This is a genomic window from Kitasatospora sp. NPDC059673, assembly GCF_042734215.1.
Taxonomy (GTDB): domain Bacteria; phylum Actinomycetota; class Actinomycetes; order Streptomycetales; family Streptomycetaceae; genus Kitasatospora.
The window spans coordinates 1-22,482 of the sequence record NZ_JBHWEN010000002.1 but is presented as its reverse complement, the minus strand read 5'-3'; the positions used below and the strand labels follow the sequence as shown (position 1 = coordinate 22,482).

The window sequence follows — 22,482 nt, the reverse complement described above, 5'->3', positions numbered from 1 at the left end:
GGGACACGGCCCGTCGGGGGAACGTAAAACGCCTGTCACCGCAAGCCGATACCGTGCCCCAACTCCCGTGACACGAAAGGCAGGAGAGCATCGCCCGTGACGACCGAAACGGACCTCGGCGGATGGGACGCCACGCTGGCCGAGGCCTTCGCGACACTCCTCGGCGAAGGAGCGGCGGCAGGCCCCGCCGCCCGGTACGGGGCGTACTACGCCTCGGAGACCCTCGACGAGTTCCTGTTCCCCAACTCCTGGGCCACCCCCGACGCCCTGTCGGCGGCGCGGCCGAGCCACCTGCCGGACCCGGACGGCCCGCATCCCTTCTCCCCGTGGAACTGGCAGTTCGACCTCGGCGCGTCGCTGTTCCGCTTCGACCCCGACCTGCTGGCCGCGGCGGGAGCGTGGGGCGAGGACGGACACAAGGGCCCCCGGCCGTTCGACGAGGACTTCGTCGCCGACCTGCGCGCCGTCGCCGCCGTGGACGAGACGGACGGAGCGGTGCTGCGCGGCGCCGAACTGGCACCGCTGCTGCGCCGCCACGGGATCGACCTGACCGGCGAGGCGTCCGGAAAGCTGAACCACTGGCTGACCGTCGTGCTGCGCGTCGCCACCGGCGGCACCCTGCACGAGGCGATGCGGGCCGCGACCTTCACCGAGCGCGGCCCCGCGCACCTGATGACCAGGCGCGAGGCACGCACCGACCGCCCCGCCGCCGAGCCCTGGGAAACGCGACTGGGCGCGGTCGCGCACCCCGGGCTCCGCGACCATCTGCGCCTGCTCTGCCGCTCCGAGGCCGACGCGCGCAGCGAGGGCGGCTTCTGCAGCGGCTCCGGGCACTGGCCGTGGAGCGAGGTGCTGGACGCGGCCGGCTGCTCGCTCGTCATGGGCTGGGGGTTCGGCGAGTCCCAGGCGGGAGTCGCCGTGGTCCGCCTGCCCGGCTGACGACACCCCGAAGCGCGGGTGGTGCCGAGGCCGGTCCCCCAACCGGCCGCAGTACCACCCGCGTTCCGCGCCCCCGGGCTAGACGCGCTGCCAGAGGGCCGGGACCACGTCCGGCGTCCAGGTGCTCTGCGAGGTGTGGGCCTGCAGGCAGCGGTAGCCGACGCCGTTGTAGGTGACCACATCACCCACGTTGTAGTTGACGCCCGCGGCCCAGCTGGTGCCATCGCCACCGCCGCCGTTCACCACCAGGGTGAAGGTGGTGGCGTGGGTGGCCGAGGCGCCCGAGCCGGTCACGGTGACCGTGTAGGTGCCGGCCGGCGTCGAGGCGGAGGTGGCGAGAGTCATCGTCGAGCTGCCGCCGCTGGAGACGGTGGCGGGGCTGAACGAGACGGCGGTGCCGGACGGCGCGCCGCTCGCGGTGAGCGACAGGCTCTGCGCCGAGCCGGAGGTGGTCGCGGTGGAGACCGTCGCGGTGGCCGAGCCACCCGCCTGGACGGTGCCGGTGGCCGGGTTCACCGAGACGCTGAAGTCGTTGTCCGGCGTGGTGGTGCCGCCCACCGAGGTCTTCCAGATCGCGTACGCCACACCGTCGGCGTTGCGGTTCAGCACCGTCGCGTCGATGTTCGAGGTGGTGTCGCAGGACTGGTGGTAGCAGGAGTCGTACGAACGGCCCGCCGTACCACCCCACTTGGCGGCCTGCGCCGAGGTCTTGGTGGCGTCCGCGCCCGCCGCGTAGCCCGAGGTCGGGATGCCGCCCTGCTGGAACGAGTAGTCGTCGGAACGGCCCTGGCCCTCGACGTTCTCCTCCGGCTGGAGGTTGAGGGAGTCCCAGTACGCCTTCAGCGGGGCCGCGGTGGCCGAGTTGACGTTGTTGATGAAGTAGCCCGCGTTCGGGGAGCCGACCATGTCGAAGTTGTAGTACCCCTTGATCGCCGAGCGCTGGGCCGAGGACAGCTGCCCCACGTACGACGCCGAACCCTGCATGCCCTGCTCCTCACCGGCCCACCAGGCGAACCGGACGTGCCGGCTCATGGTCGGGTTCTGCTGCGCCAGCACGAGCGCGTTCTCCAGCAGCACCGCCGAACCGGAACCGTTGTCGTTGATGCCCGGGCCGGCCGCGACCGAGTCCAGGTGCGCGCCGAACATGGTGACCTGGTCGGACGGGCCGCCCGGCCAGTCCGCGATCAGGTTGTTGGAGGGGTAGCTGCACGAGGTGCAGGTCTGCTCGGTGACGGTGTAGCCCGCCGCCTGCAGCTTGCCCTTCAGGTACGCCAGCGACTGCGTGTAACCCGCGCTGCCCGCCCGGCGGTTGCCGCCGTTCTGCTGCGCCACGGTGTACAGCTGGCTCAGGTGCGCCTGCACCTTGGCCACGTCGATGTCCGGGGCCGGGCCGCCGGGGTTGCCGCCACCGCCGGTCACGGTCAACTGGTACTGCGCGGTGTGGCTGGCCGGGCCGGAGCCGGTGACGGTCAGCGGGTAGGTGCCCGCCGGGGTGTTCGCGCCCACCGCGATGTTCAGCGTCGCCGAACCGCCGGACTGCACGCTCGACGGGGAGACCGTCGCGGTGGTGCCGGACGGCGCGCCGCTGACGGACAGCGAGACGTTCGCCGCCGGGGCGGTGACCACGGCCGTGGAGACCGTCGCGGTGGTCGAGCCGCCCTGCTGCACGGTGCCCGAGGACGGGCTCAGCGCCAGCGAGTAGTCACTGGTCGGGGTGCCCACGCAGGTCGGGTCGCCGGCCTGGGCCGGCACGCTGACGGCGTCCCAGGCGGCCTTGGTGCGGTTGAACAGGTTGCAGGAGGCGTCCAGGTTCTTGGCGGCCGTCAGGGTCGCGGTGCGGTACTTCCTGTACGTCATGCCGCTGGTCTTCAGCAGCATGCCGCCGTAGAAGACCCGGCCCGCGTCCCGGACGCCGACGCCCGTCACGGACGAGGAGTTGCAGGTCGGGCTGGACGGCTTGCCGCCGCCCGGGTTCGAGCCCTCCGCCAGCAGGTAGAACCAGTGGTTCAGCGGGCCCGCCGCCGCGTGCTCCTCGGTGTTCGGGATGGACGCCGAGTAGCAGTTCGGGTTGCCGGATATCTGCGAGGGGTTGTACATCACCCGGATCGGACCCTGCCCGACCAGGTTGATCATCTCGCCGACCGTGTAGTCCGGGGAGTCGTACGGCGCCGGCTCGTTGGCGTACGCCTCGGTCAGCGCACCCATGATGTCGCCGGTGCCCTCGCCGAGACCGGCCTCGTTGTTCGCGCCGCCCGGCGTGTACTGGTCGAGGCCGTGGCCGAACTCGTGGCCCACCACGTCGATCGCGGCGATCCACTCGTTGGCCTGGCTGTGGCCGATCGAAATGGTCGAGCCGTCCCAGTACGCGTTGACGTCGTTCAGACCGACCTTCACCGGCCAGCTGCCGCCGTTGCCGTTGTGGCCGTTGCGGCCCAGCCAGTCGCGGAGCATGTCCCACTCCTTCTGCGCCGCGAACATCGCGTCGGCGCAGCCGGTCTCCTTCGAGGCGGGATTGCCCGTGCCCCAGGAGTCGGAGGACTTGCTGAACACCGAACCGGTCGAGTAGTCCGAACACTGCAGGCCCGGACGGCTCGGGTCGCGCAGCGAGTACGAACTGCCGGAGCCGGTGGTGGAGATGGTCAGCGGCGACGGGCCGTTCCACTTGCTGCTGACGGTGCCGGCCCGCACGTCGTCGTAGCTGTCGGCGACCTCGCCGGTGACCGCGTCGACGAACACGTGCAGGTGGCTCGGCCGGTTCCCGTCCGAACCCGACAGCACCGACTCCCAGGCCAGGCGCGAGGTACCGTCCTTGACCCGGACCACCAGGCGGGGAGCCTCGGCGGAGTCGACCTTCGCCAGCTTCGCCCGCGCCGCCCGTTCTGCCGCCGCGGCGTCGATCTTCGCCTTCGTCGGCACCCCGACCGGCCCGGACGCCGCGTTCTGCACCGCCCGGACCCGGCCCTGGCCGTCGGCGAGCACCACCGCGTCGCCGCCGACCACCGGCAGACCCTGGTAGGTGCGCTCGTAGGACACCGAGTACAGGCCGCCCAGGAACGGGGTGACGGACCGCCGCTCGTACGACTCGTCAGGACCCTTGGCCAACGCGTCCAACCCGGCCGACGCGGCCAGATCCGCCGCCGAGACCGCCGCGGCCAGTGGCGTCGGCGCGAGCGGAACGGGCGCGGGGGCGGCGGACGCCTGGCCGGCGAAACCGCCCAGCATGCCGCCCAGCACGGCCAGGGTGGTGCCGGCGGTCAGCAATCTGCGTTTCATTCAGAGCTCCTATGGTGTGGGGGGTGCCACAGGTGTGGGGGCGCCACAGGTGTGGGGTGCCCGGAACCCTCACACCCTCGCCATGCCACGGTCAACGGAGCTGACAGGGCGTGCCAAAGGCTGGCAAGTTCCGTCAAATGCCCGGATCTTCAGCGGAGTTGGCAGACAACAGGTACAGACCACGCCATGTACGCGGCCGGGCCGGTTCGGTACCGTCTCGAATACCGCCCCCGCACGGGCGGGCGCAGCGGAACCCTCGGGGAGGTGGCGGCGAATGCTGGGCGCACCCGACCCGGCCGCGACGCCGGACAGCGGCAGTGGCACCGGCGGCGGCATCGGTAGTGGCGGCGGTATCGGAAGTGGCAGTGGCAGTGGCGCCGGCGGCGGAAGTGGCAGTGGGATCGGCGCCGGCGGCGGTACTGGCAGCTGGCAGGAATTCGGCGCACTCCTGCGCCACTGGCGCCGCCAGGCCGGCTGGACCCAGGCCCAACTCGGCGCCGCCGTCGGCTACGACCACACCGCCGTCAGTCGCCTCGAACACGGTGCCCGCCGCGCCACCCCCCGACTCGTCCGCCGCCTCGACGAACTCCTGTCCGCCGGCGGCGAACTGACCCGCTGCTACGGACGCGCCGAAACCGCCGAGGCCGACCGGCCCGTCCTGCCGGCCCACCTGCTGCGGCCGCCGCTGCCGCCCGGCGAGAGCCTTGCCGTGCCCCCCGCCTCTCCGGACCACGTCCCCGCCCGGCTGCCGCACCAGGACCTGCAGTGCCCGCTGCACGGCGCCGCCGGATGTCAACTCCCGTCCCACGCAGAGGTGTTGGCGCTGCACGCGGCGTTCTGCGACAACCCCGCCGCGCCCATCGACACCGACACCGTGCACGCCCTCGCCGCCGTCCTCGGCGCCCAACTCCACAGCGCCGAGCGGGCCGTGGGCGAACGCGGACCCGGCGCCGTGATCGAGACCACGCTGCGCGCCGTGGTCGCCCGGCTCGCGGACGCACCCGCCCGGCACCGCCGCGTCCTCGCCCGCCTCGCCGCCGAACACGCCCACGCCGCAGGCAGCCTGCGCCTGCACGGCGGACGCCCCGCCACCGCGATGGCCTGCTTCGACCGCGCCGTCGGCTGGGCCCAACTCGCCGGCGACCCCGCCACCCAGGTCGCCGCCCTCAGCGACATGGCCGTGCTCGGCCTGCTCGATGACGACCCGTTCTCCTCCCGCGACTACGCCCGCGAGATCCGCCGCGCAGCGCCCGGCCACCACTGGTCCGGCGCGCTCTCCCAGATCGGCGAGGCCCGCGCCACCGCCCTGGCCGGCGACGCCCCCGCCACCGTCCACCACCTCGGCCGGGCCCGCCTCCACCTCGACCAGCCCGAGGACACCTCCTTCCTGGTCCCCTGGCTCACCCCGGCCGCCCTGCGGATGCGGATCGAAGCCGGGTCCGCCGCCGCCCTGCGCGACCTCGCCGCCGCGAACGGCGACCCCCGCCTCGCCCGCCGCGCCCTCGCCGCCGCCCACACCGCACTCGACCTGCTCGGCACCGGCGAACTCCCCGCCGCCCGCGCCATGCTGACCGCCCGCCTCGCCGACTGCCACCTCTGCCAGGACGACCCCCACGCCGCCGTCGCCACCCTCACCCCCCTCCTCGACACCCCGCCCGCCGCCCTCCCCGCCCTGGTCCGCCACGAACTGCGCGGCCTGCGCACCCGCCTCACCGCCGGAGCCCCCCGCTGGGGCCGCACCGCCACCGAGACCGCGGCCCGGCTGGCCGCCGCGATCTGACAACTCGGTCCGTGCCGGCTGGTACGGCGCGGCGAGGCGGGCTCCTGCAGGGCAGTTGGGCCGGTGGGAGGCCGGTGTAGTAGCCGCGTCCGGTCGCCCGGTCGGGGTCGTCGATGATGTCGATGCCCGGTGTTCCGGCCAGCTCGGTACGTGTGCGGGCCAGGACCGGAGCGGCGGACTCGTCGAGGCAGGTGAGGCGGATCTCCGTCCGGCGCGCTCCCGCACGTGTCATCGCCCGGACGGCGAAACGCAGGTGCTCGACCAGGTGCTGCTGCTCGAAGGCCCGGCCGCCGGTGTCCCGGCCGGCGGTCACCAGGGCGAACAGCTGGAAGTGGGCGAGCATGCCGGGCGCGTCGAAGTGCTGGGCACGCACGACTCGTTGGCCGGCGGCCAGCCGGACCGGCACGGCCGAGCGGGGATCGGCGGCCAGGGCCTGGGACCTCCGCCGGGCCGCCTCCAGGGCCAGGGCATTGGTCGGGTCGGCTGCGACCTCGCTGCCTCGAACGGTGGCGACGACCTTGCGCGGGTCCACGGTCGCGACCGCCGTATGCGTTGCCAGCGGGACGAGCGGAGCCAAGGTGACCAACTGGAAGTCGTCCGGCAGCGCCGAGAGCAGGAGGTCTTCGGCCCGCCGCAGTTGCGTGAATCCGGTCGAGGCCGGGGTCACGAAACGGTCGGTGCGACAACGCCGCATCACCTCGGTCGGGGTGAGCCGCTCGGCCCGGCGCCGGAAGACTTCCAGAAGCAGCGTGGTCAGATCCGCACCGGTCAGCCCCTCGGTCAGCAGGTCCAGCAGTTCCGGTCCGCCCGCCTTGGCCAGAACTCGGCGCAACGCCGGATCGGGCGAGTCCTCATCGCTCGTCATGGCGGGCCAGTATCGTTCCACCGGTGGCGGAGAGGCCATTTTCCGCGCATCCCCGCAACGGCGCCGCCACTCGGCCGGGTGGAGATCGAGGCACATGACGCCCCCTCCGGGCGGGGATTATGATCGCCTGATCCACCGATCCCGAGGGGGCAGCCATGGGCGCAGCAGACGATCGCGAGCCGGAAATCTCGGACGCGGACCTGCTCGACGTCGCCGACAATCCGTCGCAGGCCGCGGAGTTGCACCGGGCGCTGCGGACGCTCGCCAAGACGGACGGCGTCGGGCCGGAGCTCCAGCAGATGGCCCGGGAAGTGCTGAGCGGGCGGATCGGGATGCGGGACGTGGTCGAGTCCGACCGGTACCTCTCGGCGATCGGGGCGCGGCTCGGTGAGATGCGCGCCGCGGCGGAGAACATGTCGCCCGAGGAACGCGCGGCGTCCGAGAAGCGGGCGCAGAAGCTGCGCGAGCAGTCCGAGGCCGAGTACGGGCCGGACGAGCCCGACGACGAGTGGGACCGCCCGCGCGACGAACGGCGCTGATGCCTCGTCAGCTGCCCCGCCGAGCTTCGTAGTAGGCGATCGTCCGGGCGATGCGCAGGGACTCGTCCGAGGGGGCGGTGGCCCGGGTCTTGCGGCGTGCCACGGCGGCCCCCTTCTCTGACTCGGTTGTCCCAGCGGGCGCCGACGGCGTCGCGGGCGTTGTGGCCGCGCTTCGGGCCGTCGCCCTCGCCGCGGAACTTGGCGAGGTGGCCGGCCGCGCGCTCGCCCGGTTCGTCTGGGCCTGCGCGAAGCCGGGGTGCAGGACCATCATCCCGGCGCGGTTGCCGCCGGGGATCATCTGGCCTTCGCGCTTGACCGCGGCGTCGAGCTGGGCGGCGCGGGCGAGCATGGCCGCGGCGATGTCGATCGCCACCATGTCGCCCGGTTCGAGGTCGAGTTCGGTCTCGTACAGCTCGATGAGCGCGGCGCGGACGGCTTGTGGTAGCTCCAACTCGGCCTGGAGGCCGAGTTGCGGCGCATGCGTATGGCCCTCGCCGCGCGACTCCGCACAGGGGCGGACCTCGCCGTTGTCTCGCGGACCTACGGCTGCGAGGTCAAGTGGCTGGGCGATCAGCTGGTCAAGTCGACACTGCCGCTCGACCCCGATGGTTCGCGCTCGCTCGACCCTCCTTCGTCGTGGGAAGGGATCTCGCTCCCGGCCCGCACCGCGAGGCCAGCATGAACTGGGCCAGGCAGAGCACCCCGAGCAGCAGCCGGCGGCGCGGGTGCGCGGGTGCGTGGTGGCCGGGGCGTGGGTGGACGGTGGGTGGTGCGCGGTGCCGTGTACGGAGGACCCCAGTAACTCGAACGTTGGTGTACGGGTTGATGGGTGCCGGCAAACCCCGAACTTGAACAGTGCTGTTCGAGTTCGAGGTTCGGGCGCAACAAGCGGGCGGGTCAGGCGAGTTGGGTCAGCGCCCGGGCGGCATCCGCGAAGTACTGCTCGTCAGCGGTCTCGTGAAGGCCCAGCAGTACGCCCTGGGTGAGCCCGACGAACAGCGCCCGCAGCGCGGTGACCAGGCATTGCGCCCGATCTGCCGTCACTGTGCCGCCGGCGGAGGCGCGTCCGGCGAACAGCTCCACCAGCTGCGCCTCCTGGGCCCGGACCGACTCGGCCAGCCGGGTGCGCAGGTCCGCGTCGTGCACCGCCATGTCCAGCAGCGTTATTTGGAGGGACAGCGCGGCCATCGCGTCCGGGCGGTCGCAGCTGCGGCGGTAGTGGCGGGCGAAGGCCTCGACCGCCGCCGACAGGTCGAGTTCGGGTGGCAGGGCCTGTTCGAGCTCGGCGTAGTGCGGGCCCAGATGGTCCGCGACCACGGCCACCACCAGGCCGTTCTTGCTGCCGAACAGCGAGTACACCGCCCCGGTGGTCACCCCGGCCAGCTCGGCGATCTCGTCCAGCTTCGCCCGGTAGCCGTCCCGGGAGACCAGCTGGAGGGCGGCGTCCAGCAGCGCCCGGCGGTTGCGTTCCTTGGCCTCGGCCCTCGTCATTCGCATAGGCTGATTATTGCCGTAATCCCGTTACGGGAAAACAGTCAGGGGAGGGGAACTCGCATGGCGAGGAACAGGACGGCGGGGTTCGTGGCCGACGGCGCCTTCAAGGTGCTGCTGGCGGCGGTGTTCGGACTCGGCGCGGTGCTGGTCGGCCGTCAACTCGGCGTCGCGTCATGGCTGATGATCGCCTGCGCGGTGGCCCTGCTGATCTGCGGCGAGGCCGAGATCAGGCTCGTGCGGCGGCGGCCGGCCCGCACGTACACCCGGCTGATGATCGGCTACGACGCCGGGTGGGTGCTGACCGCCGCCCTCGGGCTGCTGCTGGCGCACGGTGGCAGCAGCGCGGGCGGCGAGGTGTGGATCGGCTACCAGGCGCTCGCGCCGCTGGTGTTCGCGGCGGTGCTGAGCCGCGCCAAGGAGAGTTGAGGCATCGGCCACCGGCATGGCGCTCTCCCCGCGCCTGTCGCCCACCGCCACCCGGGGCGGCGTGCTCGCCGTTTCCTGCGCGGGCGCGCTCGCCCCGATCGGCACCGGGTTGTGACGTGACGGGCTCGTCAGCGCTGCGGCAGGTGCTCCGCCACCAGGGGCGGCGTGCTCGCCGTTTCCTGCGCGGGCGCGCTCGCCCCGATCGGCACCGGGCTGTGACGGGACGGGCTCGTCAGCCTTGTGGCAGGTGCTCCGCCACCAGGGGCGGCGTGCTCGCCGTTTCCTGCGCGGGCGTGCTCGCCCCGATCGGCACCGGTCTGTGACGTGACGGGCTCGTCAGCGCTGCGGCAGGTGCTCCGCCACCAGGACGGCGAACTCGTCGGGGGAGACGATCCGGATGCACAGCTCCTCCGCCTTCGCCCGCTTCGAGCCGGCCTTCTCGCCCGCCACCAGCAGCGTGGTGCGCTTGGAGACCGAGGAGGACGCCTTGCCGCCGGCCCGCTCGATCAGCTCGTTCATCTCGTTGCGCGACAGCTCCGCCAGCGGGCCCGTCATACTGCCGGTGACCACCACCGCCTGGCCCGCCAGCACCCCTGCCCCGGTGGGCTCGTCGGCGGCCGCCGGGGCCTGCGGCTCGGTGACGGCGGTGCCCACGCCCTCGGCGGCCAGCCGGTCCAACAGGCCGGACAGCTCGGCGAGTTCGGTCACCAGCAGGCGGGCCTTCTCCGGGCCGATGCCGTCCACCGCCGCCAGGGTGTCCGCGTCCGCCGCGCGGATCGCCGCCATCGAACCGAAATGCGCGGCGATCCGGCGCGACATGCTCCGGCCGGTGCCGCGGATGCCGAGCGCGCAGAACACCCGGTGCAGCGGCTGGCTGCGGGCCGTCCCGATCGCCGCCAGCAGATTGTCCGTGGACGTCTCGCCCATCCGCTCCAGCGCCAGCAACTGCTCCCGCGTCAGCGTGAACACGTCCGCCAGATCCGCCACCAGACCTGCCTCCACCAGCTGCACCGCGCGGGTCGAACCGAGACCCTCGATGTCCAATTGGTCCCGGCCCGCCGCATAGATGATCGACGCCACCGCCTGGCAGTTGCGGCCCCGGCTGCACCGCCAGCGCTGCTCACTCGCATCGATCGCCTCCCCGCAGCGCGGGCACGCCTCTGGAAAGACGATCGGCCGCTCCGCGCCGGTGCGCTGCTCCACCAGCGGCGCCTCCACCCGCGGAATGACATCCCCCGCGCGGTGCACGAACACCCGGTCGCCCAGCATCAGGCCGCGCCGCTCGATGTCGGCCGGGTTGTGCAGCGTCGCGTACGTCACCGTGACGCCGTCGATCACCACCGGCTCCAGCACGGCCCGCGGCGCGATGATGCCGGTACGGCCCACGTTCCACTCCACGCCCAGCAGCGTGGTCACCTTGTGCTCGGCGGCCAGTTTGCGGGCCACCGCCCAGCGCGGCGCACGCGAACCGTTGCCCGCCTCACGCTGGTCCGCCGCCTCGTCCGCCTTGATCACCACGCCGTCGATGCCGAACGGCAGCGCCGCCCGCAGCTCCGCGATCCGCGCCACCCGCTCCTGCACCTGATCGACCGTCACGCAGCGCACCGGCGCCGCGTCCGTGCTCGCCGCCGTGTTCGCCCCCAGCTCGGCCAGGCGGGTCAGCAGCGCGCTGTGCGCCCACTGCTCCTCGCCGAAACCGACGGCGCCGTACGCGAAGAACGTCAACTCCACCCGGTACGGGCGGTCCTTGGCACGCAGGGTGCCCGCCGCGCCGTTGCGCGGATTGGCGAACGGGGGCGCGCCGTGCGCGGTGCGGACTTCGTTGGCCCGGTCGAACTGCTCGCGGGTGAACAGCACTTCGCCGCGCAGCTCGACGTCCACCGGCTCGTTCAGCACGGCCGGCAGGCCCAACACATCGCCCGCCGCGTGGCTGATCTCCTCGCCCGCCAGACCGTCCCCGCGGGTGATCAGCCGGTGCAGCCGGCCCGCCCGGTAGCGGGCCGCGACGGCCAGCCCGTCCAGCTTCGGCTCCACGCACCAGGCTGCCACCGGCCGGCCCAGCCGGCGCTCCAAGGAGGCCGTCCAGTCGGCGAGTTCCTCCGCCGAGAAGACGTTGTCCAAGGACAGCATCGGCACGCTGTGCTGCACATCGCCCTGCACCGCGCCACCGGCCACCTTGCCGGTCGGCGACTGCGGCAGCACCTCCTCCGGGTGTGCCTGCTCGTACTCGGCGATCGCGCGCAGCAGGGCGTCGTACTCGTCGTCGCCCAGGGAAGTGGACCCGTCGCCGTAGTAGGCGGCCGCGGCCTCGACGGCGGTGGCGACGGCATCGGCGTATGCGCCGGCGGAGAGCGGAGCGGTGTCGTTCATGTGGCGATCCTCCCGGGTCGCACTGACATTCGGGCCGGGTGCGGTGCCCGGCCGACACGGCACCGGACTTCCGGAGATCACCCGGCATTCCCCTAAGGTGACGGCCATGACGAACACGGGGAACGACACCACCGACGTCCACATCAGCCTGATCGGCGGCACCCGCCTCGGAGGCGCCGAGATCCACACCCGCACCCTGACCGCCTCCCTGGTCGGCGGTGCCGACATCGACCTCACCGACGTCGACATCCCCGACGGTGCCGAACTCCGCATCACCAAGCTCAGCCTGGTCGGCGGCATCCGCCTCCGGGTCCGCCCCGACGTCCGGGTCAAGGTCACCGGCATCCGCCTCGGCGGCGTCAGCGACGACGGCCCGACCGTCGCGGGCGGCCCGACGGTCCACGTCGCGGCCTGGGGGCTGGTGGGCGGGGTACGGGTCAGCCGCGACTGAACGCCCAGCCGGCCCGGTGCCCGGACGGTCCAACGGGGCTGTCGGGGGCCGGAATTGGGCCGCCGGGAGGGCCGCCGCCCTCGCTCACACCGCGTGGCTCCGGGATCAAGCCGGTTAAGGCTGCTGGCCCAGCACCGCCGACCGCGAAAGCAGTTTGTGTGCGCATCATGGGCCTCGGCCGCCAGTTCGGCCGATCCCCCTTCCGTTCCCGAAAGGAACGCCCATGCTCCGCACCTCCCGCTCCCGGGCCCGTCAGGCCGTTCTCGCCGCCGCCTGCGCCGTGCTGCCCCTCGGCGCAGCCCTCGTCGCGCCGGCGGCGGCCACCGCCGCACCGGCGGCTGTGTCGGTCTCGTGCTCGGCCGCCGGCCAGGTCCACTTCAACCCGGGCGTGGAGCTGTTCCCGCGTCCGCAGCACGTCTCGTACCAGGGCCAGGACGGCACCTGCGACGACTTCAGCGACTTCGACATCCGCACCGCGAAGCTCACCATGAGCTTCGACGACGTCCCCCTCTCCTGTCTGGCCAGCGGCAGCTCGGGCAGCGGCAAGGGCAGCGGCAAGATCGAATGGACCAACGAGTACGGCGACACGGCGGAGAGCATCCTCGACGTGCAGATCGACGACTCCACCCTCAACGTCGGGCATGTGTCGGGCCACGTGCGCAGCGGCCAGTTCGAGGGCCACGGCTTCAGCGGCACGTTCAAGACCAGCCTGGTCGGCGGCGGGGTCAGTTGCACCATCGGCGCCCCGGCCGGTGGTGTGAAGGACGCCGACTTCACGGGCGACTTCAGCATCGACTGACCGCGACGAGGCGCGTGGTGGCGCTGCCGGTGAGGGCACCTCACCGGTGGCGTCACCACGCCTCTCGTGGTGCGGGTGCCCGTCGAGGCGGGTGCGCACCCACATCGCCGTCGTGGCAACGGGGTTGCCGACCCGTGCCGTCCGCGCGGTCGATCCCCGGCAGCGTCGGGCTAGCGGCGCTCGGCCGGGCCGTGGGCGCGGAGTTGGGCCGGGCCGGCGGGCGGGCGGTGCCAGGTGAGGTGGAGGCCGGTGGCGCGCAGGGCGATGCCGAGGGCGTGGCACATGGCGTTTTGGACGGCGGTGGTCGGGTGCGGTGCGGCGAGGCGGGGCGAGGGGTTCCAGCCGAGGTCGGCGAGGCCGGTCGCGGAGCAGTCGCCCAGGGTGATTCCCGCGCCGCCCGGGCGGGTTGCCACCGGGAGGCCCGCCAGGGTCGCGCTGCGGCGGACCGCCGTGACGATCTCCGGCCGGACGCCCGGGTGAACGGGCGGGTGAACGGGCGGCGGTGCGGGTGGCGATGCGGGTGGCGATGCGGGCGGCGCGAGGTCCGTGCCGGGTTCGGGTCGGTCGGCGGAGCCGCGCACCGTGGTCCGCTCCGGGGTGGTGGTGGCGCGTTCCGCGTCGAGGCCGAAGACGGGGAGCAGTTCGGCGAGCGCGTTCTCGACGGCGTCGGCGACCAGTTGACGGGCCGCTGTCGCAGGATGCCGTCCGCCGCCCGCCGTGGCCGCTTCCTCCAGCCGGGGTGAGGCCAGCCAGCGCAGCACGAGTGCCTCGCCGTTCGGTACCAGATGGACGCCCGGCCCGTGGCCGCCGTGCGCGACCGGCAGGCCCGCCAGCAGCAGGGCCTCCGTCACCCGGTCCGCCAGTGCCGGATCGAGCCCCGCTGGAACCTGACGCACAATCAACTCCCGGCCCTGAGCGGCAAACGTGTCCACTTCGACCCTCCTCCGCGGTGCGGACAGCGCGTGCCGCCCGCGGCGAGGGTACCCATGGACATGTAAAGTCCGACAGCGGCCAGGACGGGTCAGCCTTGTGGCTGGGGGAGTGGCCCGCAGAGCAGGTTGCCCGGGTCGGCGGGGTTGTCGCTGATCCAGAACTGGGCCCAGAACAGGGCGAATTCGGAGCGGCCGAGCCGGCCGTCGCCGTCCCGGTCGAGCTGGTCGAAAACGTCGCCGGTGTCGATGGCCCGGCCGTGCCAGGTGTCCACCAGGCGGCGGTGCTCGGCGCGGGAGATCCGGCCGTCGCCATTCTCGTCGACGGCGTCGAAGACCGCGTCGGAGGTGGCGTTGACGTAGTCGAGCATCGCGGGCAGGCGGTCGACCATGGCGAGGATCTCGTCCAGGCCGACTCTGCCGTCGCCGTCGCGGTCGGCCACTGCGGACAGGTGGTCCCACCAGCCGAGCGTCACTTCCTTCACCCGCGCGGCGAGTTCGGGATCCGCGGCCACCCGGGGCAGGCGGTGCCAGCGGTCGGCGAGGTCCTGGAAGTCGTCCTGGTCGAGGTAGCCGTTCCGGTCGGTGTCGAACGCCTGGAACATGGTGGTGAGCTTGTTGCGCTGAAATTCGCTGGCCAAGGGAAACCGCCTCTCTCGGGGGTGCACTGTCGTGATCCTTTTCCCTTCGGCCGGATCCTGCACCGGCGCACCGCGGCGCGGCCCTCGGCCCGCCCCGCTCCGGGGGCGCGCGGACAACGCCGCACGCGGTCACCCGTTCGGGGCGGGCCCGGTACGGCGGGCAGGCCGATGAATGTGGCCGTTATGTGTCCGTTCATTGGAGGTTTATTCCCGTGCCGCACAGTAGGGACATGGCCGCCGGAGAGACCGGCGGACCGCTCCGGGGGGAGAACCCATGGGAACCTACGCCCGCATCGCCGGCGCCTTCGCCGCCGCTGCCGCGCTCACCGTCGCGCTGACCGGCACCGCGTCCGCCGCCACCACCACCGAGGCGACCACCGCCAAGTCGCCCACCGCCGCGCCGGCCCTCACAACTGCCGCCCGCAGCACGGCTGTCAAGCTGAACAACTGGACCGGCTGCACCCTCACCCGCGAGAACTGGTGGCTCTCGCACGGCATCTGGACCACCCAGCCGCCGATCCACATCTACAACCAGCAGCAGGGCAGCTGGGCGTCCGAGTCGAACGGCTTCGCCACCGGCACCGAGGGCTACGCCCGGTTCTACAGCGAGAACTGCGCCAACCCGGTGCTGAACGGCCGGATCATCCAGGTCCACTGGGACAACCCGTACGTGGGCTCCAACAGCTACGACTCGAACGGCACCGACCTGATGTTCTACGTCCCGCAGCCGGCCGGTGGCGGCGGCAACAACGCCGTCGTCGAGTTCTCCGCCTGGGGGCGCTGACCCTCCGCAAGGGAACGCCAGGGAAGCGGCAAGGGTGCGACCGTCGCGGTACGGGGTGTGGGTGGGACCTGAGTGGGCAGGTATGGCAGGTCCCTGATCAAGTCCCATGGACGATCACGTCAACTCCGTTGGGGGAACCGCAAGATGAAGCGCAAGTCCTGGGCGCTGCTCACCGCCCTGTCCCTGCCGCTCGCCCTGTCCACCACCGCGGTGGCCGCCGAACCGGTGGCCGCCGCGCCCACCGCCGGCACCGGGTGCGTGTACTCGCCCGCAGTGCCGGCGGACAACTTCAAGGGCATCCCGGTCTTCGACGCGAAGAAGGCGGCCAAGCCGTACAGCGCCACCCTGCGCACCACCCAGGGGGCGATCACCTTCAAGGCGCTGACCGACAAGGCCCCGTGCACCACCTACTCGTTCCGGTTCCTCGCCGAACGCGGCTACTACGACCGCACCCACTGCCACCGCCTCACCACCCAGCGCCTGTACGTGCTGCAGTGCGGCGACCCGACCGGCACCGGCAGCGGCGGCCCGGGCTACTCCTTCCCCGACGAGAACCTCGAAGGAGCGACCTACCCGGCCGGCACCGTCGCGATGGCCAACGCCGGCCCGGACACCAACGGCAGCCAGTTCTTCATCGTCTGGAAGGACACCAAGCTGCGGCCCAACTACACCCCGTTCGGCCGGATCACCGCCGGGCTCGACGTGCTGCAGAAGATCGCGGCCGGCGGCGAGGACGACCAGAATGCCCCGGGCGACGGCTTCCCGAACCTGCCGGTGGACTTCCGCAAGGTCACCATCTCCAGCCACTGAGCGGGCCGGGCGCGGCCCGTCACCAATGCGCGGCGGGCCGTTCCGCGACGGCATCAATTCCGTTTGTGCACAGGAGATTGACGGTACGTCAGTATGTCAGTCGATCTGTGGGCTCCCGACTGTTCCTGCGGCCGCCCGGCCGCGAGGGGTGCGGTACGCGATGCGGGAATCGCCTGGACCGGTTCCGGCTCCGAGTTGCCCTGCTCGACGCGGCCGGCCTTCCCGCTGCCCCGGTGCGCGGCCGGTCGGATCCGCGCCCTCACCGGCCATCTGCTTGGCCTGCGACGGGAGTTCGTCGCCACGGGCGAACGCTTGCCGACGCTGATCGACTCCGCCAACGGCATGCTGGACGGCGGCCTGATGAGCGCCGGCCTGACGCACTGCCGCGCCGACCCGTGGCTACTGCCACCGTGCCCCGCCTTGGGCTCCGTCCCGACCGAGGAACCGGCCGCCGTCGCGCTCCGCGGCCTTCTTCTGCGTCGGTCTGCACGCCCGCGCGCACCGCGCCGAACTCGAACGGATGGCCACCGCCAGTCACCAGCTCGCCAACCAGTCCTGGTCCCACCCCCTACCTGCCCGACCCGACCCGTGCTCGCCCAACCGGAGCGCACCGAGGAGACGATCGCCAACAGCGTCGGCGAGGCAGCGGTTCACCAAACCCTGAGGGCGGGTGCCGCCACGGGCGAAACAGCAGGCCCCCGCGTCGCAGTCAATGGCACTACCGCCCGGCCGGTTTCGCGGCCCCGGCCGCAGCGCTGCTGCTCGCCGTCCCGGGCCGCGGCCTCAGCAGTCGGCCGGGCGGCCCCACCGACGTCACTGAAGAACTTCCACTCGTATTTCGACCGTTGACGGCCCATCGGCGGCGCCGAGCGGGCCCTCGGCGCCTGCAGCTTGCTGTCGGCGCGGCCCGGCCGGGCCGTCCGCGCCGCTGTTCAGCTGGGGGAGCCTTCGAGGATCGCGGTCAGTTCGGCCACCTTCTCGGTCACCGCTGTCAACTTCTCGGCATCCTGTGAGGTGTTGAGGCGGCGAAGCGCCGTTTCGGCCTCCACGCTGTTGCCGTTGTGGTAGATCGCGTCGATGACGGTTGCGGCGGGGGTGCCGCGCCGGTAGACGGTGATGATGTCGTACTGGTCCGAGGGGAGCTCGGCCGGGAGATGGGCGAGTCCCAGGCCGTCGAGTCGTCGGCTGATGGCCGAGCGAACGTGGACGCCCAGACGTCCTTTTTCCTCAAGGTCGCGAAGCAGCCACATGGCGACGCGGGAGACGCCGCCGTTGGCAGTGACGACATGGCGAAGCGTGTCCCACTCCTGCACGATCTCGGCGGCGTTGGTGCCGGTGAGGTCGACGATTTGTCCGGACAAGTGGATTCCCCCCAGATAGCAGCAAGGAAAAATTCTTCCTTAAGATTATCCTTCTGTGTATCGCTCGTCCAGGCGTCGGACTCTCATCTTCCGGAAGCCGTAGGGCGATTGACGCACCACCGCCACCTGCCCGGACCGGCCCTCGCCCAACAGCCGCCCGCCACCCAGGAGTTCGACCCCCAGTGGATCGAGGACCGGTTCTGGGTCTGGGTGCACTATGGCGCGACGAAGCTCGGCCGCGGCGAACTGTTCGAGACCATCGGCGTCCTCGCCCAGCTGCGCGACATCGTGCTCGGCCCGCTGGCCGCCCGTCGGGCCGGCGCGGACCCGCGCGGCGTGCGCCGCCTGGAGACCGTCGCACCCGAAGAGGCCCGCGCCCTCCGGGCCACGCTGTGCGGCTACGATCGCCACGAAGCCGGGCAGGCGATGCTCGCCACCGTCCGCCTCTACCGCCGCTGGTCCGAGCAGGACGGCGAGGCGACCGTCGAACGGCGCCACCGGGCAGAGAAGCTCGCCGTGCAGTACCTCCAGGACGTCATCGACCAGGCCCGCTGACAGCGCGCACCGAACGACAGGAGTGACGATGACGGGCGCGCAACAGAACTGGGACCCGGACGAGCACGTGCGGTTCGCCCGCTACCGCCAGGCGCTCGTCGAGGTGGCCCCGCAGGACGCGGCCGGCCTGATTGCCCGGGTGCTCGCCGATCCCGACCCGGCGATGGCCAACAGCGCGGTCGGCGAGTACCTCGACGGGCGGGCCACCGAGCTGCTCACGGACCCCGGCCACCCGGCCTGGTGCGCCGTGATGACCGGCCCGTGGCAGTGGACGACTTCCCCGCCCGGCGCCTGCGCGAGTGGACGCTGCTGCGGGCGGTGACGCTGAACGAATCGTGGGACGCCGAGCAACTGCTCGCGGCGTCCACCTGGTGCCAGCTCCGCGCCGCCGAGACCGCGACGGCCGGCACGGCCCTTGCGGTACTGGCCGAGAGCGGGCGCACCCGGGCGCATCCGCGACCTCGCCAAGTCTCGTCTCCCGCACCGACCTTGAGGAACCGCCCCGGCGAGGTGGGCCCCGGCACCCGCCGGTTGTCCGTCGGGGAGGCGCGCAGGTCGAGCGTGGTGAACACCGAGGCGCGGTGCTTCTCCACCTCCCGCTCCGACACCGAGAGCCGCTGCCCGCCCGCCCAGTCGGAGCGGCCCCCGTTCAGCAGCGCCAGCACCTCGTGCTCGCCACCAGCTCCTCGCCGGCGCCGACGGCCGCCGCCACTCGTCCGTTGCTCGATCACTGTGACGCACTGCTTCCGGCCCCCGCCCGGAGGGACCAGTCGGCGTTGTCGAGGTGCAGGACGCGGTCGGCGCGGTCGGCCTGGGACGGGTGGTGGGTGATGGTGAGCAGGGCGCCCGGGCGAGCGCGGAATGCCTGGTCGATGCGGAGTTCGGTGGTGGCGTCGAGATGGCTGGTGGCCTCGTCGAGGATGGTGAGCGGCGCCGGGCTGAGGTAGGCGCGGACCAGCGCGAGGAGTTGACGTTCACCGGGGGAGAGGGTCGCGGCCGAGACCGGGCCGTCGAGCCCGCCGTAGCGGTCCGTCAGGGAGTCGGCGCCGAGCGCGCGCAGGGCATGGCGGAGCCGGGCGGCCGAAAGGGCCGGGCGCGGCCAGCGGAGGTTCTCGGCGAGGGTGCCGGTGAACAGGTACGGCTCCTGCGGCAGCAGCGTTCGCAGGGCGGCGAGCGCGGCGGGGGCCAACTCCTCGGCGGGCAGCCCGGACAGCAGCACGTGTCCGCGGTCGGGGCGGAGCAGCCCGGCGGCGAGCGCGGCCAGAGTGGACTTGCCGGTGCCGGACGGCCCCACGACGGCGAGGCTCTCGCCGTCCCGGAGCGTCAAGTCGAGCTCGCGCAGGACGGGTTGGGCGCCGCGCCCCCACGCGAAGTCGACGCCGCGCAGTTCGAGGGCCGGGCGCGAGCGCTGTCGATCCGGACGCCGATCCGGACGCCGATCCGGACGCCGATCCGGAAGCGGGGGCGGATCGGCGGCAGGCTCGTCGGCCGTGGCCTCGGCCTTGACGGTGGCCGTGGCGTCGGCCGTGGCGGCGAGGCGTTCGGCGGCGACGGTCATCCGCAGCCAGGACGGCCCGAGGCCCTGCACCAGCAGTCGCAGCGCGGGTTCGAGGGTGCCCAGCAGGTAGGCGATGGCACCCAGCAGCGCGCCCGGGCTCAGGCCGTGACGCAGCAGGGCCGGGGCCGTCAGGATCAGCACGGCGAGCGGGCCGTGCACGCCCAGCGCGACCAACAGGTGCCGGACGGCGGCCAACCGGGCCAGCGCACGGCCTGCGGCCTCGTTCGCCGCGACGTCCGCCAGCACCCGATCGACCGCGCGCTGCTCCGCCCCGCAGGCGGTCAGGTCGCGCAGCGCCGTCACGGTGTGCAGGGCGGACGCGGTGAACTCCTCCTCGGTGCGGAAGAGTTCGCGTTGGCGGCGGGCCATCCGGGGCGTGAGCGCGGCGAAGGCGGCGACCGAGAGCAGCAGGGGCGCGCAGACCGGGACGAGTGCGCCGGGCGCAAGGGCGGCGGTGCCGGCCACGACGGCGGCGAGGGTCAGGGCGAGGTGCGAGACCAGCAGGAGCTGCCCGGCGAGACTGTCGCGCACCGCCTCCACCTGGCGGGTGATCCGGGCGACCGCGACGGCCGCCGCGTCCGGATCGGGCCGGGTGGCGGCCGCCTGCCGGAGCGCGCCGTCGGCCGCCCCGCGCAACAGGCGGTCCCGGGCGGGCTCGACGATCCGGGCGAGCGGGCGGTACGCGTTGCGGGTACCCCAGGCGGAGACGGCCGCAGCGGCGGCGAACAGCGCCAACCAGGCCCAGCCGGTTGCGGGTTGGCGGGCGAGGAAGCCGCGATCTACGGCGAGGGCGAGGGCCTTGCCGGACAGCGCGGCGGGCGCGGCGGAGAGGACCGTCCAGGCGGCGAGCCTCCCGAGCTCCGGCAGGCTGCCGGCCAGCGCACCGCGCAGCAGCCCCAGCCCCGGCCCCAGCCGCAGCGCCAGTCTCGGCCCCAGCCCCAGCCCCAGCCTCGGCCCCAGCCCCGGCCCCAGCCCCGGCCGGTGTGGCGGCGTCATGCGGCGGCCCCGAACAGGGCGCGGTAGCCGGGGGAGGACCACAGCTCGCCGTGCGCGGCGAGCTTGCGAACCCGGCCCCGATCGAGCCAGGCGACCAGGTCGGCCTCGGCGGCGAGCGCGGCGCTGCGGGTCGCACACAAGCGCGTGCGGTCGGCGGCGTGGGTGCGGAGAGCGGCGAGAACGAGGGACTCGGCGGACGCGTCGAGACTGGCGGTGGCGTGGTCGAGGACGAGCAGGCGGGCGTCCCGGCACAGCGCCCGGGCCAGGCCGACCCGCTGGCGTTCACCGCCGGACAGCGGCGCCTGTGCCGGCGGTGTGCGGTAGCCGGAGGGCAGGCGGCGCAGGAACGCGTCCGCCCCGACGGTGCGCGCGGCGGCCACCAACTTCCCCTCGGACACGTCCTGTTGGCCAAGCGTCAGGGCGTCCGCGAGCGTCGCGCCGTACAGCACCGGATCGGCGAACGCGACGGCCACGGCCGCCCGCAGCTGCGGTGGGCGGACGGTGGCGAGGTCGGCGCCGTCGAGCCGCACCGTGCCCCGCTCGGGGCGGAGCAGGCCTGCGGCCAGAGCGGCGAGCGCGGAGGTCGCGGCGTCGTCCGCACCGACCACCGCGACCCAGGAACCGGCGGGGACGGTCAGGTCCAGGTGGTTCAGCAGCAGGCCGGAGCCGGACCGGATCGCCACCTGCTGGAACTCCAACTGGCCCTTTCCCCACGGTAGTTGTGAGTTTCCGGCGACCGGCGCCGGCACCCGGAGTTCGGCCAGGCGGACGGCTGCGGCCCGGGCCCGGGCCAGGTCCAGCAGGCTCTGGGCCGCGCCGAAACCGCCCAGCCCGACCGTGGTGTAGGCCATCGCGGCGGCCAGGCCCCCGGGGGTCAGCCGTCCGGCGGCGAGATCCGCGCCTGCGGCGGCCAGCACGGCGACCTGCGTCGCGGGTGCCAACAGGCCGACCTTCCAGGCGGTTTCGCGCTGACTGCGCCACAGCGCGTGGCCATGCCGCGACAGGTCGGGCAACGGAAGCAGCACCCGGGCGAGTTCGACGGAACGGGCGCCGGCGGCGGCGATCGAGGCACTGCCGCGCACCGCCTCCACCAGCCGGGAGGCGATTTCGGACTGCGCGGCCAGGTAGGCCTCGCCATGACCGGCGGTGCGCCGCACCTGGCGGCGAACCAGCAGCCAGCCGACCGGCGCGGCAAGCAGGAACGCCACGGCCGGACCCGGGGACAGCAGGAACAGGCAGGTCAACGCGCCTGCGGCGGTGAGCAGTTGGGCGACCGTGTGCACCACGGCCGCACCGGCCAGCGCGGCCTGCGGGGCACTGCCCGTCAGTCGAGCCGTCAGATCACCCGCCGTCGGACCGCCGACCGTACCGGTCCCGATCGCACCTGGCCCGACCGTACCGGCCCCGACCGTACCGGGCCCGACCGTACCGGCCCCGACCGTACCTGGCCCGGCCGCACCCACCCGCCGGATCGCTTCCGACCGCAGCGCGGCACCCGTCGCCGCCGCCCCACCGGGCGCGGTGCACTGAGCGGTCGCCTCGGCAGCCGCGGCCACAACGATCAAAACCAGCAGGGGAGTTGAGGCCTCCAAGCCCGCGCCCGCCAAGGTCCGGTCGATCGCCCGGGCGAGGGCCCGGGGCAACAGCAGGCTGCAAGCGGTGCCGGCGGCGACGGACAGGGCGAGCGCGACGGTCCACCACCGCTTCAGCGCCAGCACGGACCGCAACACGGGGACGGGGGCGGGCAGGTCGGCGGGCACAGGGCCTCCCGGAGTGCCGTTCGCGGAGTCGACAGGGCAATGCGGAGCCGGCCGGGGGGGGGGGGGGGGGCCCGCCCCCCCCGGGGGGGAGAGGGGGAGAAACCGCTGGGGGTGTTTAAAAAAAAAAAAAACCCCCAAACACACGCGAAAAA

The 22,482-nt window shown here is 73.2% G+C and carries 21 protein-coding genes; 11 read left to right on the top strand and 10 right to left on the bottom strand.

Features of this window, described 5'->3' with window-relative positions; genetic code table 11:
* The first annotated feature begins 96 nt into the window (after nt 1-96).
* Nucleotides 97-939: a hypothetical protein gene (locus ACFV18_RS02390; protein WP_380478361.1), complete on the top strand. Its 843-nt coding sequence runs from the start codon at nt 97-99 to the stop codon at nt 937-939.
* A gap of 78 nt (nt 940-1,017) precedes the next feature.
* Here the strand turns inward: ACFV18_RS02390 and ACFV18_RS02385 are convergent, their stop codons facing one another.
* Nucleotides 1,018-4,212: a M28 family peptidase gene (locus ACFV18_RS02385; protein WP_380478359.1), complete on the bottom strand. Its 3,195-nt coding sequence runs from the start codon at nt 4,210-4,212 to the stop codon at nt 1,018-1,020.
* Nucleotides 4,213-4,486: 274 nt separating this feature from the next.
* Between ACFV18_RS02385 and ACFV18_RS02380 the strand changes: the two genes are divergently transcribed.
* Nucleotides 4,487-5,992: a helix-turn-helix domain-containing protein gene (locus ACFV18_RS02380; RefSeq protein ID WP_380478357.1), complete on the top strand. Its 1,506-nt coding sequence runs from the start codon at nt 4,487-4,489 to the stop codon at nt 5,990-5,992.
* Here ACFV18_RS02380 and ACFV18_RS02375 read toward each other — a convergent pair.
* Nucleotides 5,922-6,953 carry a hypothetical protein gene (locus ACFV18_RS02375; protein ID WP_380478355.1) on the bottom strand — a complete coding sequence of 344 codons (1,032 nt, stop codon included), beginning with the start codon at nt 6,951-6,953 and terminating at the stop codon, nt 5,922-5,924. The two genes, ACFV18_RS02380 and ACFV18_RS02375, sit on opposite strands and share 71 nt — an antisense overlap.
* Nucleotides 6,954-7,012: 59 nt before the next feature.
* Here ACFV18_RS02375 and ACFV18_RS02370 point away from each other — a divergent pair, with 59 nt between their 5' ends.
* Nucleotides 7,013-7,396: a hypothetical protein gene (locus tag ACFV18_RS02370; protein ID WP_380478353.1), complete on the top strand. Its 384-nt coding sequence runs from the start codon at nt 7,013-7,015 to the stop codon at nt 7,394-7,396.
* Between the two features lie 7 nt (nt 7,397-7,403).
* Here ACFV18_RS02370 and ACFV18_RS02365 read toward each other — a convergent pair whose 3' ends face one another.
* Together ACFV18_RS02365 and ACFV18_RS02360 are read right to left on the bottom strand one after the other, a co-directional pair.
* Nucleotides 7,404-7,847, bottom strand: a complete 444-nt coding sequence (locus ACFV18_RS02365; RefSeq protein ID WP_380478351.1) for a hypothetical protein — start codon at nt 7,845-7,847, stop codon at nt 7,404-7,406.
* A 446-nt stretch (nt 7,848-8,293) separates the two neighbouring features.
* On the bottom strand, nt 8,294-8,887 hold the full coding sequence (locus ACFV18_RS02360) for a TetR/AcrR family transcriptional regulator (RefSeq protein ID WP_380478349.1): 594 nt from the start codon (nt 8,885-8,887) through the stop codon (nt 8,294-8,296).
* Nucleotides 8,888-8,950: 63 nt separating this feature from the next.
* Here ACFV18_RS02360 and ACFV18_RS02355 point away from each other — a divergent pair, with 63 nt between their 5' ends.
* Nucleotides 8,951-9,316 carry a hypothetical protein gene (locus ACFV18_RS02355; protein ID WP_380478347.1) on the top strand — a complete coding sequence of 122 codons (366 nt, stop codon included), beginning with the start codon at nt 8,951-8,953 and terminating at the stop codon, nt 9,314-9,316.
* A 336-nt stretch (nt 9,317-9,652) separates the two neighbouring features.
* On the opposite strand, the gene ligA is transcribed toward ACFV18_RS02355, so the two are convergent.
* Nucleotides 9,653-11,686, bottom strand: coding sequence for an NAD-dependent DNA ligase LigA (ligA, locus tag ACFV18_RS02350; protein ID WP_380478345.1), 2,034 nt, complete (start codon nt 11,684-11,686; stop codon nt 9,653-9,655).
* Between the two features lie 106 nt (nt 11,687-11,792).
* Here ligA and ACFV18_RS02345 point away from each other — a divergent pair, with 106 nt between their 5' ends.
* Together ACFV18_RS02345 and ACFV18_RS02340 are read left to right on the top strand one after the other, a co-directional pair.
* Nucleotides 11,793-12,137 (top strand): hypothetical protein, encoded by a 345-nt coding sequence (locus ACFV18_RS02345; RefSeq protein WP_380478343.1) that lies wholly within the window; start codon nt 11,793-11,795, stop codon nt 12,135-12,137.
* 223 nt (nt 12,138-12,360) lie between these two features.
* On the top strand, nt 12,361-12,936 hold the full coding sequence (locus tag ACFV18_RS02340; protein ID WP_380478341.1) for a hypothetical protein: 576 nt from the start codon (nt 12,361-12,363) through the stop codon (nt 12,934-12,936).
* Nucleotides 12,937-13,106: 170 nt separating this feature from the next.
* On the opposite strand, the gene ACFV18_RS02335 is transcribed toward ACFV18_RS02340, so the two are convergent.
* Together ACFV18_RS02335 and ACFV18_RS02330 are read right to left on the bottom strand one after the other, a co-directional pair.
* Nucleotides 13,107-13,868: a hypothetical protein gene (locus ACFV18_RS02335; RefSeq protein ID WP_380478339.1), complete on the bottom strand. Its 762-nt coding sequence runs from the start codon at nt 13,866-13,868 to the stop codon at nt 13,107-13,109.
* A gap of 89 nt (nt 13,869-13,957) precedes the next feature.
* Nucleotides 13,958-14,506, bottom strand: a complete 549-nt coding sequence (locus ACFV18_RS02330) for an EF-hand domain-containing protein (RefSeq protein ID WP_380478337.1) — start codon at nt 14,504-14,506, stop codon at nt 13,958-13,960.
* Nucleotides 14,507-14,780: 274 nt separating this feature from the next.
* On the opposite strand from ACFV18_RS02330, the gene ACFV18_RS02325 reads away from it, so the two are divergent.
* From ACFV18_RS02325 to ACFV18_RS02315, 3 genes are all read left to right on the top strand, one after another.
* Complete coding sequence (locus ACFV18_RS02325; RefSeq protein WP_380478335.1) at nt 14,781-15,290, top strand: hypothetical protein; 510 nt, start codon at nt 14,781-14,783, stop codon at nt 15,288-15,290.
* A gap of 144 nt (nt 15,291-15,434) precedes the next feature.
* Entirely contained in the window at nt 15,435-16,100 is a 666-nt protein-coding gene (locus ACFV18_RS02320) for a peptidylprolyl isomerase (protein WP_380478333.1), read from the top strand.
* 484 nt (nt 16,101-16,584) lie between these two features.
* Nucleotides 16,585-16,764, top strand: coding sequence for a hypothetical protein (locus ACFV18_RS02315; RefSeq protein ID WP_380479225.1), 180 nt, complete (start codon nt 16,585-16,587; stop codon nt 16,762-16,764).
* 268 nt (nt 16,765-17,032) lie between these two features.
* Here the strand turns inward: ACFV18_RS02315 and ACFV18_RS02310 are convergent, their stop codons facing one another.
* Nucleotides 17,033-17,461: a hypothetical protein gene (locus tag ACFV18_RS02310; RefSeq protein ID WP_380478332.1), complete on the bottom strand. Its 429-nt coding sequence runs from the start codon at nt 17,459-17,461 to the stop codon at nt 17,033-17,035.
* 108 nt (nt 17,462-17,569) lie between these two features.
* On the opposite strand from ACFV18_RS02310, the gene ACFV18_RS02305 reads away from it, so the two are divergent.
* Together ACFV18_RS02305 and ACFV18_RS02300 are read left to right on the top strand one after the other, a co-directional pair.
* Nucleotides 17,570-18,016 (top strand): hypothetical protein, encoded by a 447-nt coding sequence (locus ACFV18_RS02305; protein ID WP_380478330.1) that lies wholly within the window; start codon nt 17,570-17,572, stop codon nt 18,014-18,016.
* Between the two features lie 28 nt (nt 18,017-18,044).
* On the top strand, nt 18,045-18,338 hold the full coding sequence (locus tag ACFV18_RS02300) for a hypothetical protein (protein ID WP_380478328.1): 294 nt from the start codon (nt 18,045-18,047) through the stop codon (nt 18,336-18,338).
* A gap of 405 nt (nt 18,339-18,743) precedes the next feature.
* Here ACFV18_RS02300 and ACFV18_RS02295 read toward each other — a convergent pair whose 3' ends face one another.
* Nucleotides 18,744-20,570, bottom strand: coding sequence for an ATP-binding cassette domain-containing protein (locus ACFV18_RS02295; RefSeq protein ID WP_380478326.1), 1,827 nt, complete (start codon nt 20,568-20,570; stop codon nt 18,744-18,746).
* Complete coding sequence (locus tag ACFV18_RS02290) at nt 20,567-22,330, bottom strand: ATP-binding cassette domain-containing protein (protein ID WP_380478324.1); 1,764 nt, start codon at nt 22,328-22,330, stop codon at nt 20,567-20,569. The genes ACFV18_RS02295 and ACFV18_RS02290 overlap by 4 nt, the downstream gene beginning before the upstream one ends.
* Nucleotides 22,331-22,482 lie beyond the last annotated feature (152 nt).